Origin of the sequence: Nocardia africana NBRC 100379 (assembly GCF_001612635.1) — a bacterium.
Classification (GTDB): Bacteria; Actinomycetota; Actinomycetes; order Mycobacteriales; family Mycobacteriaceae; genus Nocardia; species Nocardia africana.
The window spans coordinates 288,730-302,739 of record NZ_BDAV01000009.1; the positions used below are offsets into that span (position 1 = coordinate 288,730).

At 69.5% G+C, this 14,010-nt stretch carries 14 protein-coding genes; 4 read left to right on the forward strand and 10 right to left on the reverse strand.

Annotation, left to right across the window (positions count from 1 at the left end; genetic code table 11):
• Window positions 1-43: 43 nt before the first annotated feature.
• From NA3_RS15815 to NA3_RS15835, 5 genes are all read right to left on the reverse strand, one after another.
• A complete protein-coding gene (locus NA3_RS15815; protein WP_227995194.1) occupies window positions 44-856 on the reverse strand; it encodes an SAM-dependent methyltransferase in 813 nt (270 codons plus the stop codon).
• A gap of 90 nt (window positions 857-946) precedes the next feature.
• Entirely contained in the window at window positions 947-1,231 is a 285-nt protein-coding gene (locus NA3_RS15820; protein WP_062964377.1) for a hypothetical protein, read from the reverse strand.
• Between the two features lie 9 nt (window positions 1,232-1,240).
• Window positions 1,241-2,545, reverse strand: a complete 1,305-nt coding sequence (locus NA3_RS15825; protein ID WP_062964378.1) for a S8 family serine peptidase — start codon at window positions 2,543-2,545, stop codon at window positions 1,241-1,243.
• A gap of 65 nt (window positions 2,546-2,610) precedes the next feature.
• Window positions 2,611-3,522 (reverse strand): NAD-dependent epimerase/dehydratase family protein, encoded by a 912-nt coding sequence (locus NA3_RS15830; RefSeq protein WP_062964379.1) that lies wholly within the window; start codon window positions 3,520-3,522, stop codon window positions 2,611-2,613.
• Between the two features lie 49 nt (window positions 3,523-3,571).
• Window positions 3,572-4,237: a PaaI family thioesterase gene (locus NA3_RS15835; protein WP_062964617.1), complete on the reverse strand. Its 666-nt coding sequence runs from the start codon at window positions 4,235-4,237 to the stop codon at window positions 3,572-3,574.
• A 148-nt stretch (window positions 4,238-4,385) separates the two neighbouring features.
• On the opposite strand from NA3_RS15835, the gene NA3_RS15840 reads away from it, so the two are divergent.
• Window positions 4,386-4,865 carry a nuclear transport factor 2 family protein gene (locus NA3_RS15840; RefSeq protein ID WP_062964618.1) on the forward strand — a complete coding sequence of 160 codons (480 nt, stop codon included), beginning with the start codon at window positions 4,386-4,388 and terminating at the stop codon, window positions 4,863-4,865.
• Here NA3_RS15840 and hrpB read toward each other — a convergent pair.
• The 3 genes from hrpB to NA3_RS15855 form a co-directional block, all read right to left on the reverse strand.
• A complete protein-coding gene (hrpB, locus tag NA3_RS15845) occupies window positions 4,862-7,279 on the reverse strand; it encodes an ATP-dependent helicase HrpB (protein WP_227995193.1) in 2,418 nt (805 codons plus the stop codon). The genes NA3_RS15840 and hrpB overlap by 4 nt on opposite strands.
• A gap of 20 nt (window positions 7,280-7,299) precedes the next feature.
• Complete coding sequence (locus NA3_RS15850) at window positions 7,300-8,925, reverse strand: class I adenylate-forming enzyme family protein (protein ID WP_062964380.1); 1,626 nt, start codon at window positions 8,923-8,925, stop codon at window positions 7,300-7,302.
• Between the two features lie 77 nt (window positions 8,926-9,002).
• Complete coding sequence (locus tag NA3_RS15855) at window positions 9,003-9,929, reverse strand: cyclase family protein (RefSeq protein ID WP_062964381.1); 927 nt, start codon at window positions 9,927-9,929, stop codon at window positions 9,003-9,005.
• Window positions 9,930-10,100: 171 nt separating this feature from the next.
• Between NA3_RS15855 and NA3_RS15860 the strand changes: the two genes are divergently transcribed.
• On the forward strand, window positions 10,101-10,796 hold the full coding sequence (locus tag NA3_RS15860; protein WP_062964382.1) for a GntR family transcriptional regulator: 696 nt from the start codon (window positions 10,101-10,103) through the stop codon (window positions 10,794-10,796).
• A 47-nt stretch (window positions 10,797-10,843) separates the two neighbouring features.
• A complete protein-coding gene (locus NA3_RS15865) occupies window positions 10,844-11,662 on the forward strand; it encodes a thioesterase family protein (RefSeq protein ID WP_062964383.1) in 819 nt (272 codons plus the stop codon).
• Between the two features lie 6 nt (window positions 11,663-11,668).
• On the opposite strand, the gene NA3_RS15870 is transcribed toward NA3_RS15865, so the two are convergent.
• Window positions 11,669-12,388, reverse strand: a complete 720-nt coding sequence (locus NA3_RS15870; RefSeq protein ID WP_084491590.1) for an amidase family protein — start codon at window positions 12,386-12,388, stop codon at window positions 11,669-11,671.
• A gap of 308 nt (window positions 12,389-12,696) precedes the next feature.
• On the opposite strand from NA3_RS15870, the gene NA3_RS15875 reads away from it, so the two are divergent.
• Window positions 12,697-13,458 carry a dienelactone hydrolase family protein gene (locus tag NA3_RS15875; protein ID WP_062964385.1) on the forward strand — a complete coding sequence of 254 codons (762 nt, stop codon included), beginning with the start codon at window positions 12,697-12,699 and terminating at the stop codon, window positions 13,456-13,458.
• An 81-nt stretch (window positions 13,459-13,539) separates the two neighbouring features.
• On the opposite strand, the gene NA3_RS15880 is transcribed toward NA3_RS15875, so the two are convergent.
• Window positions 13,540-13,953, reverse strand: coding sequence for a VOC family protein (locus NA3_RS15880; RefSeq protein ID WP_062964620.1), 414 nt, complete (start codon window positions 13,951-13,953; stop codon window positions 13,540-13,542).
• Window positions 13,954-14,010 lie beyond the last annotated feature (57 nt).

Sequence of the window (14,010 nt, forward strand, 5' to 3'; positions counted from 1 at the left end):
GCAGGCGCGCGTCACACGTTGCGGGTGAATATGCGGTCGGCGCTCACACCTTCTTGCCGACCGCGCCGTAGAGCGAGACCTTCTTGTCGTGGTCGGCGGGATGTTCGATGCCCTCCTGCCGCCACCGGTGGATCACCTCGACCCCCGGCTCGACGAGTGCGAGGCCGTCGAAGAAGCGGGCGACCTCGTCGCGGCTGCGCGGGCGCACCGGAATGCCCTGATCCGAATACACCTGCAGCAGCCGGCCCATCCCGTCGGGATCGTCGGCGCCGTTGTCGAAATCCGTGGTGACATGGCTCATCGCGAGATACGAGCCGGGGGCCAGTGCATCCATCAACGTGTCGACCATGCCGTAGACGTCGCCGGGCACGAAATGGACCACCGCCATCAGCGAAATCGCCACCGGCTGCGACAGATCCAGGGTGTCGCGGAGTTCGCGGGAGCCGAGGATCGCCTCGGGATCCGCCGCGTCGGCCTGCACATAGGTGGTGCGGCCTTCGGGCGCGCTCACCAGCAACGCCCGGGCGTGCGCGAGCACGATCGGATCGTTGTCGACGTACACCACCCGTGACTCGCACGCGTGTTCCTGCGCGACCTGGTGCAGGTTGGGTTCGGTCGGAATCCCGGTGCCGATATCGAGGAACTGCCGCACGCCCTGCTCGGCGAGATAACGCGTCGCGGTGCGCATGAATTCGCGGTTGGTGCGCGCGGTCAGGCGGACCGCCGGAAAGTTCGCGAGAGCGGTCTCGGCAGCGCGGCGGTCGGCCTCGTAGTGGTCCTTGCCGCCGAGGAAGTAGTCGTACATGCGGGCTGGGTGTGCCACATCGGTGCGCAGGTCGACCGGATGATCGGACACGGGAAGGCTCCTCGCGGGTTGGGTACGTATCGCCGATATATAGCGCATACGGACCAATTCGGCAGCGGGACGGGGTAATGCGTGCTGCGATCAGGCCGGGGCGGGACCGTCGGGCGGCAGCCGGGGCGACCGGTCCTCGGGCCCGGCATCGTGCGCGGGGCCGATGCGCGGATCGGCGGCGATCTCGGCCGCATCCGAGATCGCCGCCGCCCGCGTCGCGGCCGCATCGCTCACCCGCAGGGCGTACAGGTGTTGCTCCGGGTCCACCGCGACGAGGCCGTAGTCGAGGTCGACGTCGGCCTCGGTGAGGTGTAGTTCGCGCAGCGCCGCCGCCAGGGTGGGGTCGGCGGCGAGCCGGACGGTGAGCAGCGGCATGGTTCCACGCTACGCACGGATCTCGGTGTTCTTCAGCTCCGCCAGCAGGGCGGCGGCGTCGACCACACCGAATCCGTAGTCGTAGTCGAATCCACCGGGCTGTGCGGACGCGGTGCGCCGCAACAGGTCTCGCAACTGGGCCGGCGGCAGCTTGCTGGCCGGATAGACCGTGCGGACCGCCGCGACCAGCCCGGCGGCGACCGGGCAGGCCGCCGAGGTGCCGGTATCGGGCTCCTGCGCGCCGAATACCGTCGACCCGAGGAAGTGGGTGTAGCTGCAGATGTCGGGTTTGCGGTCGGACAACCGGCCCGGCCCCTGCGAGGAGTAGCCGACGCGCTGCCCCTTGGTGTCGACACCGCCGATGCTCAGCACACTCGGATGCGAATTGGCGCCGCCGATCGGCCGATCCCGGTACGCGCACCGCGAATCGGGGCAGTCGCGACCGCAATTGCCCGCGGCGAACAGGATGTCGGCGCCGGCCGATTCGAGCGAACCGACGATCACATTGAACGGATGCGACGGGTTGTCGGAGTAGTTGCCCGGCTGCCCCACCGGAAAGTCCCAGTCCGGTGAGAACGCACCCCAGCTGTTGCTGATCACCAGCGTGCGGGTGGCCTCCGGCTGATCGGAGAGCACGGTGCGCAGGTGCGCGTAGGCGGCCAGCGCGTCCGAGAGCAGCCCGTCCATCGTGGAGCCGCCGCGAGTCTTGCTCTGCAGCACCGGAATATCGAGCAGCGTGGCGTTGGGCGCGCCGATCAGGGTGTCGAACGCGCACATCGATCCGTGGTCGACCGGGAACTGTCCGGCGGCGCCGCTCACCCCCGGCGGGTTCCAGCTGCGCGCGGCGTCGACGGTCACCGGGCCGCCACGCGCCTGCTCGACGCGGGCGGCGTTGATCCCGGTGTCGACGATCGCCACCGCGACGGATTTTCCGTCCATTCCAGCGGCGGCCAGATCGGCGGTGTGCAGCAGGGTTTGGACGTCGTGCCAGGTCCCGACCGCCGGGTCGCCGCCGCAGGTGAGGTTCGTCTCGATCCGCGGGTCGGCGAAAACGCCTGCCACACCCCGGGTTCCGGTCAGCCGCGCCACGGTGGCGTCGAGGTCGTCGTCGGGGATCTGTCCGCGCACTACCACCGAACCCGCGCCGGCCTGTTCGGCGGCCACCGTATCCGGGACCGACAGCGGGGCGAAGTCGTGGTCGAGGTCGAACCCGGGCAAATCGCCGGCCACATCGGCCGGGGCCACCGAGACGGCCGGATCGGCAACTGCGGCAATCAGATCGGCGGAGGGACGGAGTTGAATGAGTGCGCGCATATCTGCCATCCTGCCGCCAATTGCCGCGGATTTCCTCCTATTGCGGGAACGAAGTGCTCACCCGGTCACTGCGCGGCCGAAACCACGTCCACGAGGGCTTGGACGGCCCGGCGGCAATCGTCGCGGGTGTAGCCGAGCAGACGCACCTCCTCGGCATCCGGTTCGTAGGCCAGGGTGTTGCCGCGGCCCTGGATGATGGAGGCGTCCGGCTGCAATCGGTGCTGCTCGTCGCGCTCGGCGATGATCCGATCACCGCCGGCGGCGTCGACGAGCATCTGGAAGAACTCCCGGTACGACAGGTTCTGATCGCCGACGAGATAGGCCGCACCGGGCTCACCGCGCACCAGAGCACCCCGAATCGCTTGGGCGAGTGAGGCAGCCGACATGTAGTTGGTGCCGCCGGGGGGTGCGAAGTCCGGGATGTCGGGTTCGTTCCCGGCCGCCCAGGAGACCATTCGCCGATAGCGTCGGGCCGAGGGGCCCGGCACCGCACCGATGATCGACGGCGGATTGACGGTGCACGCGGTGAACAAGTCGTCGGCGAGCGCGCGGGCGCCCTCGTCGGCGGCTCTGCGGGCCGCGATGTACGGGTTGTGTTCGGCGAGGTTCGGGCGCAGCTGGTGGTAGTAGCTGCCGACCTGCACGAAACGCGGCACGCCGGCCTGTTTGGCCAGTGCCACGAAACGGGGTACGCCGACGCTCTGGGTGGTCTCCCAGAATTGCCGGGTGTCGTCCTGGGCAGTCTTGTGCCGCACATCCTGCCCCGCGGCGAACACGATGCCGTCGAAGTGTTCCAGGTGTGCCGCGGTGAAGGTGGGCACCGTGTAATCGCCCCTCAGCAAAGGAAAATCGGCGACCGGTGAATCGGCCGGTATCGGGCCGCGGCCGGCGACGGTGACGTCGTCACCGTGCTCGCGCAGGTGCAGCGCGGCGTGCACGCCGATCATGCCGGTGCCGCCGACGATCAGGATCTTCATTCGCAGACATCTCTCGCAGGGTGGTGGTGGGTTGAATCCCGGTCGCTCGTCAGCGTGGCCGGGGAACCCGCTTGTCGATGAACAAACCCTCCACCGAGACGCAGAGGGTGCCGTCGGCGGTGTGGACCGCGCCGGCCGAGTTGATCTTGCGGCCGTTCTCCGACACCATCCGGCCGCTGACGGTGAGCGGCTCGAACAAGGGTGTCGGACGGTGATATCGCACGTTCAGCTGCGCCGTCGCGCCGCTGCGGCCCGACCAGGCGTTCGCCACCCCGAGCGTGTGGTCGAGCAGCAGCGCGGCCACTCCCCCGTGCACATGTCCCGGCGGTCCCTGATACGGAAGCGTCAGGGTCACGACACCGTCCACCGATCCGTCCGCGCGGCCGGTGAGTGCCAGCGGCGGCGCGATCGCATTCTCCGGACCGGTGACCGGATCGTGCCTGGTCACGCCCTCACCGCGCCACATATCGATCAGCCGTTCCGCGACCACCGGGGCATGCTGTTCGAGGTGGTCGGCGATGTTGTCGAGTTCCTCGGCCACCCGGTCCAGATTCGCGTTGGCCCGGTCGGTGCGCAGCAGGGCGTCGATCACCCGCCGCGCCGCCGCCGTCGCGCGGTCGACCGGGACGTCCTGCTGTTCCGATGTCAGGACGATGTCGGCAGGCGAATTGCGCACTGTGGGAGCGCTTTCCGGCTCCGGATCGGCCGACGTCATCGAATCCATCGTGGTTCTCCTCTGCCGTTCGCGGGTGTCGCGATACGTCATTCGCACGGTAGCGGTGCCGACGGGCCGACTGTCCGGCGAGGTCCCACCCACCGGAAAGCTCTGGTCCCGTGCCGGGTCGAGCGGCGAGGATGGGAGCGTGGAATCCGCGGACCGACTTGCCATCACCACACTCACGGCGGAGTATGCGCGCGCCGTCGACCGGCGCGACAGTGCCGCGCTCACCGCGCTGTTCACCCCGGACGTGGTCCTCGTGTTACCACCCCTGCTGAACGGTACGGAACAGGACGTCGAGCTGGTGGGCAGGCAGAGCGTGGTGTCGTCGGTCGTCGACTCGGTGTCACGGTTCGTACTCACCCGGCACGTCGTGGAACAGGCCGTGCTCGAGCCGATTTCGGGCGACCGCGCGCGGGGCGAGGTCTACTGCACGGCACACCACATCTCGCGACGGGCGGACGGTCACCGGGACCGGCGAGTTGCCCTCCGCTATCAGGACACCTTCGCCCGCACCGCGGAAGGCTGGTTGTTCGCGCGGCGGGAACTGGTGGTCGACTTCACCGAGGACGTCGCGGTTCGCGTTCCGGAGGCCTCCGGCGCCGAGAACGCGGATCCGGACTAGCCGCGGCCGGCGTTGCGGGCGGTGCCGCGGTGGGCGGGCACGGTCGTGGGGTCTTCGGGCCAGGCGTGTTTGGGATAGCGGCCGCGCAGGTCCGCGCGGACGCGAGGCCAGCCCGTGCGCCAGAACGAGGCGAGATCCGCGGTGACCGCGACCGGGCGCCGAGCCGGTGAGAGCAGATGCAGCACGATCGGGACGCGGCCGTCGGCCAGACGCGGTGCGTCCGTCCAGCCGAAGATCTCCTGCACCTTGATCGCGAGCACCGGCGGATCGGCGGAGTAGTCGATGCGGGCGCGGCTGCCGGAAGGCACCTGCACACGCTCCGGCGCCAATTCGTCGATGCGGGCCGCGTCCGGCCAGGGCAGCAGGCGGCGCAGGGCGTGGGCGGTGTCGATTCGTTCGAGATCGGCGCGGCGGCGCGCGGTGGCGAGTTCGGGGCCGAGCCAGACGTCGGCGGCGGCTAGCAGCGCCTCGTCGTCGACCGCCGGCCACGGGTCACCGAGGGTGCGGTGCAGAAAGTCGAGGCGCTGACGCAGGGCGGTCGCCTCGGCGGGCCAGGACAGCAGGCCGAGGCCGGACGAACGCAGCCCGTGTCGCACGGCGGCGCCGAGCAAGCTCGGGTCCGGATCGCGAATGACCTTCTCCGACAACGTGATCGCACCGAGCCGTTCGACCCGCCGTGCCACCACGTCGCCGTCGGCCCACTCGACCTCGTCGGCGGTCGTCAGCAGATCCGGGGCGGCACGGCGAGCCAGGCGCTCGTCCGCGACCGCGGCCAGCCGGATGTATCCCTCGGAACGACCGGGGTCGCGGGTGGCGACACCGACCGCGAGCCATTCCGGATCGCCGGTTCCGGAGCCGGGCGGCAGGGTGACCGCGGTGCCGCCGGCCATCAGGTAGCTCGCCGAGCCGGGGGCGCGGCGGCGCGCCAGCCGTTCCGGATAGGCCAGCGCCACAATGTAAGCGGGATCGTCGGCCCCCTCCGGTCCGTCGACCGTTCGGGCCAGTCGCTCGGCCTCGCGTCGCCAGCGCACCGGCTGGTCGCGCCGGAGTCGACGCAGGCCGGCGGTGAGATCGACACCCGAGATGAGGGTGTCGTCGTCGAGGGCGGCGACGACGTCCGCGGCCGGCCGTGCCCCCACCTCGGCCGCTCCGTCGAGTAACGCGCGCGCCAGTCGCGGGTGCAGCCCGACGCGGGCCATGTGGCGCCCGCGGTCGGTCACGCCACCGTCGGCATTCACGGCTCCCAACGCCTGCAGTACCTTTCGACCGGCGGTCAGCCCACCGGCCGGTGGCGGGTCCCACCAACTGAGGCCCTGCCCGTCCGCCGTGCCCCAGCAGGCCAGTTCCAAGGCCAGCCGGGTCAGATCCGCGGTGCGGATCTCCGGCTCGGGATAGGCGGGCAGGGTGGCGTGCTCGTGCTCCGGCCAGCATCGCCACACCCGGCCCGGTGCCTCGCGCCCGGCCCGCCCGGCGCGCTGGTCGGCGACGGCCGCCGAGACGCGGACCGTGGCCAGTCCGGACAGCCCGCGCGCCCGATCGATGCGTGGCACTCGGGCAAGACCCGAATCGACCACGGCACGCACGCCCGGCACCGTCAGGCTCGACTCCGCCACCGCGGTGGCGAGCACCACGCGCCGCCGCGGTCCGGGACGCAAGGCCGTGTCCTGGCTCGCCCCCGACAATCTGCCGTGCAGCGGAACGATATCCACGTAGCCGTCTGCGTCGAGAAGAGCGGCGACTCTTCTGATTTCGGCCGCTCCCGGGAGGAACACCAGCACGTCGCCCTCGGTGTCGGCCAGTGCGGTCCGGGTGGCGCGTGCGACCTGGGTGTCGATTCGTTCCCTCGGCAAGGGCGCGACGTAGGTCGTGGCCACGGGAAAGGTCTGCGCTCGGACCCGCACCACCGGCGCCGCGTCGTCACCACCCAGCAGCGTCGAAAGCCGTTCGGCGGCAACGGTGGCCGATGTGGCGAGTACCCGTAGGTCCGGCCGCAGTCCGGCGCGGGCGTCCAGCAGCAGTGCGAGCAGCAGGTCCGCGTCCAGATGGCGCTCGTGACATTCGTCGAGCACGACCACGTCGACGCCCGCCAGCTCCGGATCGTCCTGCAGGCGGCGCACGAGCAGGCCGGAGGTCACGACCTCGATGCGGGTCCGGCGCCCGGCTTTCCGATCGCCGCGGACCGAGTAGCCCACGGTTTCGCCCACCTGCTCGCCCAGCAATGCAGCCATCCGCGCGGCCGCGGCCCGTGCCGCCAGCCGTCGCGGCTCGGCGACGAGCACCCGGCCGGAGTTGTTCGCCGCCAGCGCCAACGGCACCAGCGTCGTCTTTCCGGTGCCCGGGGGCGCGACCAGGACCGCGGTGTCGCGGTCGGCCAACGTCGCGACGAGATGATCGAGAACTGCCCGGACGGGCAAATCGGGAAGGTCGAGCGCGATCACCGCAGCCCCAGCACGCGCATCGCGGTGTCGCGAGCGGCCCCGCGGTCGGTCTTGCCGCCCGGGCCGAGCGGCAGCCGGTCCGCCACCACGACGTATTCGGGCGTGTATTCCTTGGTCACGCCACGAGATTCGAGCCGGCTCGACAGGCCGGCCGCATCCAGGGTCGCGCCGTCGGCGAGTACGACCACGGCGCAGACACGTTCGCCGTAGACGTCGTCGGGAACACCGACGACAGCGACGTCGGTGACCGACTCGAGTTCGCGCACCAGGTCCTCGATTTCGATGATCGAGATGTTCTTGCCGCCACGGATGACGAAATCCGATGTCCGTCCGACCACCCGCACCCGGTCGTTCTCGTCGATTTCGACGATATCGCCGAGCAGTGTCCACCCGTCGGGTGTGTAGAGCTCGGCGTCGGCGGCCGGGTCGTCCCAGTAGCCGGCCGACACCAGCGGCCCACGCACCGCGGGACGGCCGCGGCGAACCGCTCCGGCCACGTCGGCGCCGGCGTCGTCGAGCACGCGGACGTTCATCGTGGCCAGCGTCCGGCCGCAGGTGCGCAGCCGGGTTTCGATGTCGTCGTCGAGGGTGGTCCGGCTCACCGCGCCGCTCTCGTTGGAGCCGTAGAACTGCAGAACCTGGGCGCCGGTGCGTTCCTCGAACGCGCGGGCATCGCGATACGGCACGGGCTCACCGCCGGTGTACAGCACCCGCAGGCTGGTCAGGTCACGGCGCTCCAGCGCCCCGGAACGCAACAGCATCTTGAATTGCGTACTGACACAGCACAGTACGGTGACCCGCTCGCGTTCGATGAGCATCGCGGTCTCCTCGGCATCGAAGCGGGCGCCGACGACGACCGGTATGCCCAGCAGGGCGGGCAGGAAATGCGCCGACCACAGGCCGAATCCGTACGGCGCCGGAACCACCGAACAGAGGACGTCGCGCGATCCGATCCGGGCGCCCAGCATCGCCTCGCGCGCGAAGGCCGTCCATCGTCGCTCGGTATGCGCGACGATCTTCGGTGTCCCGGTCGTCCCCGACGTCGAGTTGAGAATGGTCACCTGCGACGGCGTGAAAGACGCCCCGGCGGAAGAGGTCTCGTTCGCGGGCGCCGCGCCGAGACGGTGGTGCGCGACGGCGCCGGACCGCTCGTCGACCACGACGACGTCGCCCGGCATCACACCTTCGGCGTCGAGTTCGCGGACCAGCGCCTGCCAGGTTCTGCCTCGAATCTCGGGCGCGGTGACCAGTGTCGACGCGGCGGTCCGGCGCATCACGTGCGCGATCTCGCGCACACCGGATCGCACACCGACGGCCGCGGCGATGCGTCCCGCGCGGTAGCACCCGCACAGCGCCGCGTGGACTGCCGCGGTATCCGGGAGCAGCAGCGCGACCCGAGAACGTGGGCCACCGGGAGTAGCGCGCACCGTGTCACCGATCGCGTCCGCCGACCGGTCGTATTCGCTCCAGCTGGTCGACCCGCCGGCGGTGATGAATGCCGCCCGGTGCGGAATCCGTTGCGCCCAGACGCGAACGACGTCGCTGATCGAGTGGTCCATGTAGGACTCCGGCTCGGTCGCGAAGCTTCCCGGGACGATCGAATCCGCACCGCGGTTCGTCATGCTCACCTCACTCACCTACCGCCACCGATGCCGCGTCCTCAACCGTAGCCACCGCGCCCGGGCTCGCCGCGCAGCGGTCAGAAGATCGCGACCGGGGCGACCGGACTCCCGGTGGCACCGACGAAGGGTTCCGGCATCGCCGACAGCAGGAAGTCGTAACGGCCTTCCTCGGCACACACCTCGGAGAGCTCCTCGAGATTCCAGTTCTGGCCCTGCAGCATGCCCATTTCGACCAGATGCAGGGCATGCACCGCCAGCCACGGCCCGTCTGCCTCGGGCGGACAGATCTCGAAGGTGAGCGTATCGGTGGCGACGGCGGCGACATCGCGGGCGTGGAACCATTCCGGGCAGCGCACCGACAGTCCCGGTGAGGGCGTCCCGTACGCCTCGCGATCGCCGGCCAGATAGAGGCGCATCTGCCCGGTGCGCACCAGCACCACATCCCCGGCCCGCACCCGCACCTGCGCCATGGCCGCGGCGGCGTCGAGATCCTCCGGTGAGACGGCGTGATCGGCGGCCAGCCGGTCGACTCCGCGGGCGCGTGCGACGTCGAGCAGCACTCCACGCGACACCAGATACGGCACCTTCTCGATGCCGCTGAAGCGTGCACCGCGGTGGGCGGTGATCGAGTCGGCGCGACGGCCGTTGTAGAGACGCCCGGCGTAGGAGACATGTCCGAGGCCATCCCAGTGCGTACCCGCCTGCAACCCCATGGTGATCGAATCGTCGCTGGTCGCAATCGTGCCGGGCCCGAACATCTCCCAGTTCACCGCGACCATGGTGTGCAGCGGATTCACCCGTCCCGGCACCAGTCCGGTCTGCACGCCACGCTGACGCAGCGGCAGCGCCAGCCCGACTCGCCGTCCCGTCCGCACGGTCGCCGCGGCGGCCCGGACCACCTCGTCGGTGACGAAGTTCAGGGTGCCGATTTCGTCGTCGGCTCCCCAGCGGCCCCAGTTGTTCACGCGCGCCGCGATCTCACGAAAGACAGACATGTCCGGCATGTGCGCACGGTACCGGTGGTGCCGTGGGCTGCCGATCCGCAACTCCCACTGAGCGAAACAGGAAAAGTCGCGCTGTGTGTAGCCGTGGCTCGGTGAGAATTGACATGTTAGATTGGCATGCCAGCGTCACCGATTGTTTCGGCAATGCCGAGCCGAGAATCAGGGGCCCAGATGACCGAACCAGCAGGCGCCGGCGGAGATCTGACGGATGCCGCGTACCGCCGAATCCGGTCGATGCTGCTCTACCAGGAGCTTCGCCCCGGCGAGCGGACGTCGGTCGGTCGATTGTCGGCTGCGACCGGGCTGGGCCGGGCGCCGGTCAAAGCCGCCATCGACAGGCTCGCCGGTGAAGGACTGTTCCAGATTCGCGGCCGCAGTGGCACGTCGGTGACCAGGCTGACCGCAACCGGTGTCACGCAGATGTTCGAGATGCGTTCACTGTATGAGGACGCCGCGGCTCCCCTGATCGCGGAGCGGATCACCGACGAACAGGTCGCCGACGCGCTCGCACTGGTCCCTGCTCTGACCTCCGCGCCGTCACCGGAGGAGCGGACACCGGAGGAACTGACCCGCCGGATCGAGTTCATCGACAACGATGTCGAGTTTCACCGCCGGATCATCGCCGGCGCGAACAATCCCTACCTGTGCGATGCCTATCGGTCGCTGAACCTTCACCTGCTGATCTCTCACTACCTGGTGCTGGATACCGGTGCACACGAAACCCAGCGCCAGAACGAACATATCGACATCGCGCACGCCCTGCAGGAAAGGGACGCCGCAGCCCTGGCATCCACACTCCGCCGGCATGCCGACGTCGTGCGCGACGCGATCGTGAAGACCATCAACCGGCGCGAAGTGACGCGCTGAGCACACGTGCGCCGCCGGTACTTTCCGGTGCCGCAAGGAGTAACGCTATGGATGCCTTCTACCTGCCCGACTCGTCGGACCCGGATCTGTTCCATCCCACCGAACTCACCCGTGGACCGTGGTCGCCGGATGCTCAGCACGGCGGGGCGCCGTCGGCACTGTTGGGGTATGTGATCGAACAGTGCGAGCCACGACCGGAGTGCCGGGTCGCACGGGTCACGGTGGAGTTTCTCGGGCCGGTGCCGATCGCGCCGCTGCGGGTCGAAGCGCGAGTCACCCGGGCCCAGGCGCGAGTCGCCCAACCCGGGCGCGGTGTCGAATTGATCGAGGCGACAATGAGTTCGGACCGAGGACCGGTGCTGAAGGCGACCGCGTGGCGGCTTCGACCGCTCGAGCCGGAACTCGACGTACCGACCGAGATGCTGCCTACCGGCACCCGGCCCGGCCCGGACACCGTGACGCCGAGCCCGGATCACGGCTTCCCGAGTACTCAGCCGGTCGGATTCCACACCGGGGTCGAATACCGTTTCGCGTCAGGCACTTTCCAGGCACCGGGCCCGGCCGTGTGCTGGATTCGCCTGCGCTACCCGATCGTGGCCGGCACCTCGCTCAGCCCGCTGCAGCGCACCCTCGCCGCCGCTGACTTCGGCAACGGCGTCAGCTCCGTCCTGGCCTGGGGCCGATACTTTTTCATCAACACCGATCTGACGGTGACCCTGCACCGCGATCCGGTCGGCGAGTGGATATGCCTGGACGCGGTCACCTACCCGGAACGCAGCGGCATCGGCATGGCCGAGTCCCGCCTCTTCGATGAGAAGGGCCCGCTCGGACGCGGTACCCAGACCCTGCTGCTCGGCACACGCTGACACGGATCACAGTGGATCGTCCGACGGTCGGTCGACCGGCGGCCAGACAGGAGCCGTGCGCCACGGGCGCGCCTGCTCGAGTTGCGCTGCGACCTGCAGCAGCAGGTCTTCGCGCCCGAATGCGGCGACCAGCTGAATACCGACCGGCATTCCGGCACTGTCGGTACCCAGTGGGAGCGAGATCGCCGGTTGCCCGGTCACATTGAACGGACTCGTCATACCGCTGAACGACATCGCGTGCTGCCACAACGACGCCGGGTCCGTGGTGTCGAGCAGGCCCAGCGGCGCGACGAGCGTCCCCAGAGTCGGCGTGAGCAGCAGGTCGTGGTGCGCGAAGTAGCCGCCCAGCGTGGTCGCCGCCGTCTCGAGGTCGCGCAGCGCCCGCACATAATCCCCCGCGCTGTCCTGATCGGCGCCGTCGTAGATTATCCGCGTCATCGGTTCGAGGTCGTCGTCGCGGACGTCGCGGCCGAGTGCTGCCAGCCGCGCCTTCACATCCACCGCGACCGGCACCGCCATCAGGTACTGCAGCCCGCTCATGATTTCCTCGAACGGAAAGTCGGGCGCCTCGTCCCCGACATCGTGGCCGAGATCGGTGAGGACGCCGGCGATATCGTGTGTCGCCGCAACACAATCGGGGTGTACGGCGGCACCCGAAGGCAACGTCGTCGCGATCCCGATGCGCAGACGACCCGGATCCACACGCATGGCGTCGACGTAGCGCATCGAAGCCCCTATCACTCGTGCCGTCCCGAGAATCGCGAGTTTCGTCCTACCAACCGGCGGATCCCGGGCGGCCCGGCATTCCGCCTACCGGGATCGGCGATTCGACGTCGGCGCGGCGTGGCGGCTACGGTATGAGGCGATGACTACCGGGACGGCTTCGCGCCACACACGGATGGGTTACCCGGTGCTCTGCTGAGCGCCGTGCGGGCCGATACGGGCTCGCGCATCGACCGGCGCCGCGGTATCGCGCGGGCTCCGCCTTCGTCGTGTTGATCAGGAAACATCAACGACGACAGAAGGATTCGACGATGACAGAAACGCATGGCATGTCGGTCGACGTGCAGACACCCGACGGTGTCGCCGACGCCTATCTCACCTACCCCGCCGACGCCGCCGCCCATCCGGGAGTGCTGGTGGTCCAGGACGGTTTCGGGCTGCGGCCCGGTCTGCGGGCACTGGCCGACCGGATCGCCGCCCACGGCTACACCGTTCTGCTTCCCAACGCCTACTACCGCCACGGGCGCGCACCGGTGATCGAGTTGCCGGACTACATCGACCCCGTGCAGCGACCCGAGATCTTCCAGCGGGTCTTCCCGATGATCCGCGACCTCACACCGGAGCACTGGCGCTCCGATGCCGGCGCCTACCTCGACTGGCTCGCGGCCTCGCCGAAGGTCAGCGCGGGCAAGGCCGGCGTCACCGGTTATTGCATGGGCGCCCGCCTGGCGGTCCTGACCGCCGGCATGTTCCCCGATCGGGTCGCGGCGGTGGCCGGCTTCCACGGCGGACCGCTCGTCACCGACACCGCCGACAGTCCGCACCGCAGCGTCGGAAACTTCACGGGCGAACTGTATTTCGCCCACGCCGGCGAGGACGACCACATGACCGCCGAACACATCGGCGCGTTCGACAAGGCACTCGCCGACGCCGGCGTTCGCCATCGCACCGAGGTCTACGCGGGCGCCCACCACGGGTTCACCCAGGCCGACACCTCCGCCTACGACGCGGAAGCCGCCGAACGCCACTACCGCGAACTCCGGGCCCTGTTCGACCGCACCCTGCGCCGGTAGACCGGATCCGGGCTCGGTCACGCCGCCGACCGATCCCGGCTGTCGCAGCACCGACGCCGCGGCGGTCCACTCCCCTGACGACTACTTGGGCGCGACGAGCTCGAGCGCGATATTGTCCGGATCCCGGAACTCCAGTATGTAGCTGACACCGATGTCTTTGATGTCCTCGTGCGCTACCCCACACGCGTCCAGATGTGCTGCGGCGGCTTCCAATTCGGCGAGTGAGGCGACAGGGAACGCGAGGTGGTCGAGACCGACACGATTCTCGTCGAACCGATCGGCACCGACCGGCCGCAGCCCGATCAATCCGTGCTCCATCCGGTAGATCACCCCGCCGTAGAGGAAACCGAGACGCTCACGCGTCTCCTCATCCGCATCGGCCGGCAGCTCCAGCGCGACCGGCCAGCCGAAAACCTTCTCGTAGAAGGCCCGCGACCGGCCGATATCGCACACCGTGAGCCGGACGTGAGCAATAGATCCCACAGCAATCGCCATGTCGACCATGCTCGCACGCCGTTTCCCCTACCCGCAGGTTCCCCCGAACGATCTGAC

Bases quoted from the DNA above. Each gene is read 5' to 3' on its own strand.
- NA3_RS15820 (WP_062964377.1), bottom strand. From the start codon at position 1,231: ATGCCGCTGCTCACCGTCCGGCTCGCCGCCGACCCCACCCTGGCGGCG.
- NA3_RS15825 (WP_062964378.1), bottom strand. From the start codon at position 2,545: ATGCGCGCACTCATTCAACTCCGTCCCTCCGCCGATCTGATTGCCGCA.
- NA3_RS15830 (WP_062964379.1), bottom strand. From the start codon at position 3,522: ATGAAGATCCTGATCGTCGGCGGCACCGGCATGATCGGCGTGCACGCC.
- NA3_RS15835 (WP_062964617.1), bottom strand. From the start codon at position 4,237: ATGACGTCGGCCGATCCGGAGCCGGAAAGCGCTCCCACAGTGCGCAAT.
- NA3_RS15850 (WP_062964380.1), bottom strand. From the start codon at position 8,925: ATGACGAACCGCGGTGCGGATTCGATCGTCCCGGGAAGCTTCGCGACC.
- NA3_RS15855 (WP_062964381.1), bottom strand. From the start codon at position 9,929: ATGCCGGACATGTCTGTCTTTCGTGAGATCGCGGCGCGCGTGAACAAC.
- NA3_RS15860 (WP_062964382.1), top strand. From the start codon at position 10,101: ATGACCGAACCAGCAGGCGCCGGCGGAGATCTGACGGATGCCGCGTAC.
- NA3_RS15865 (WP_062964383.1), top strand. From the start codon at position 10,844: ATGGATGCCTTCTACCTGCCCGACTCGTCGGACCCGGATCTGTTCCAT.
- NA3_RS15870 (WP_084491590.1), bottom strand. From the start codon at position 12,388: ATGCGCTACGTCGACGCCATGCGTGTGGATCCGGGTCGTCTGCGCATC.
- NA3_RS15875 (WP_062964385.1), top strand. From the start codon at position 12,697: ATGACAGAAACGCATGGCATGTCGGTCGACGTGCAGACACCCGACGGT.
- NA3_RS15880 (WP_062964620.1), bottom strand. From the start codon at position 13,953: ATGGCGATTGCTGTGGGATCTATTGCTCACGTCCGGCTCACGGTGTGC.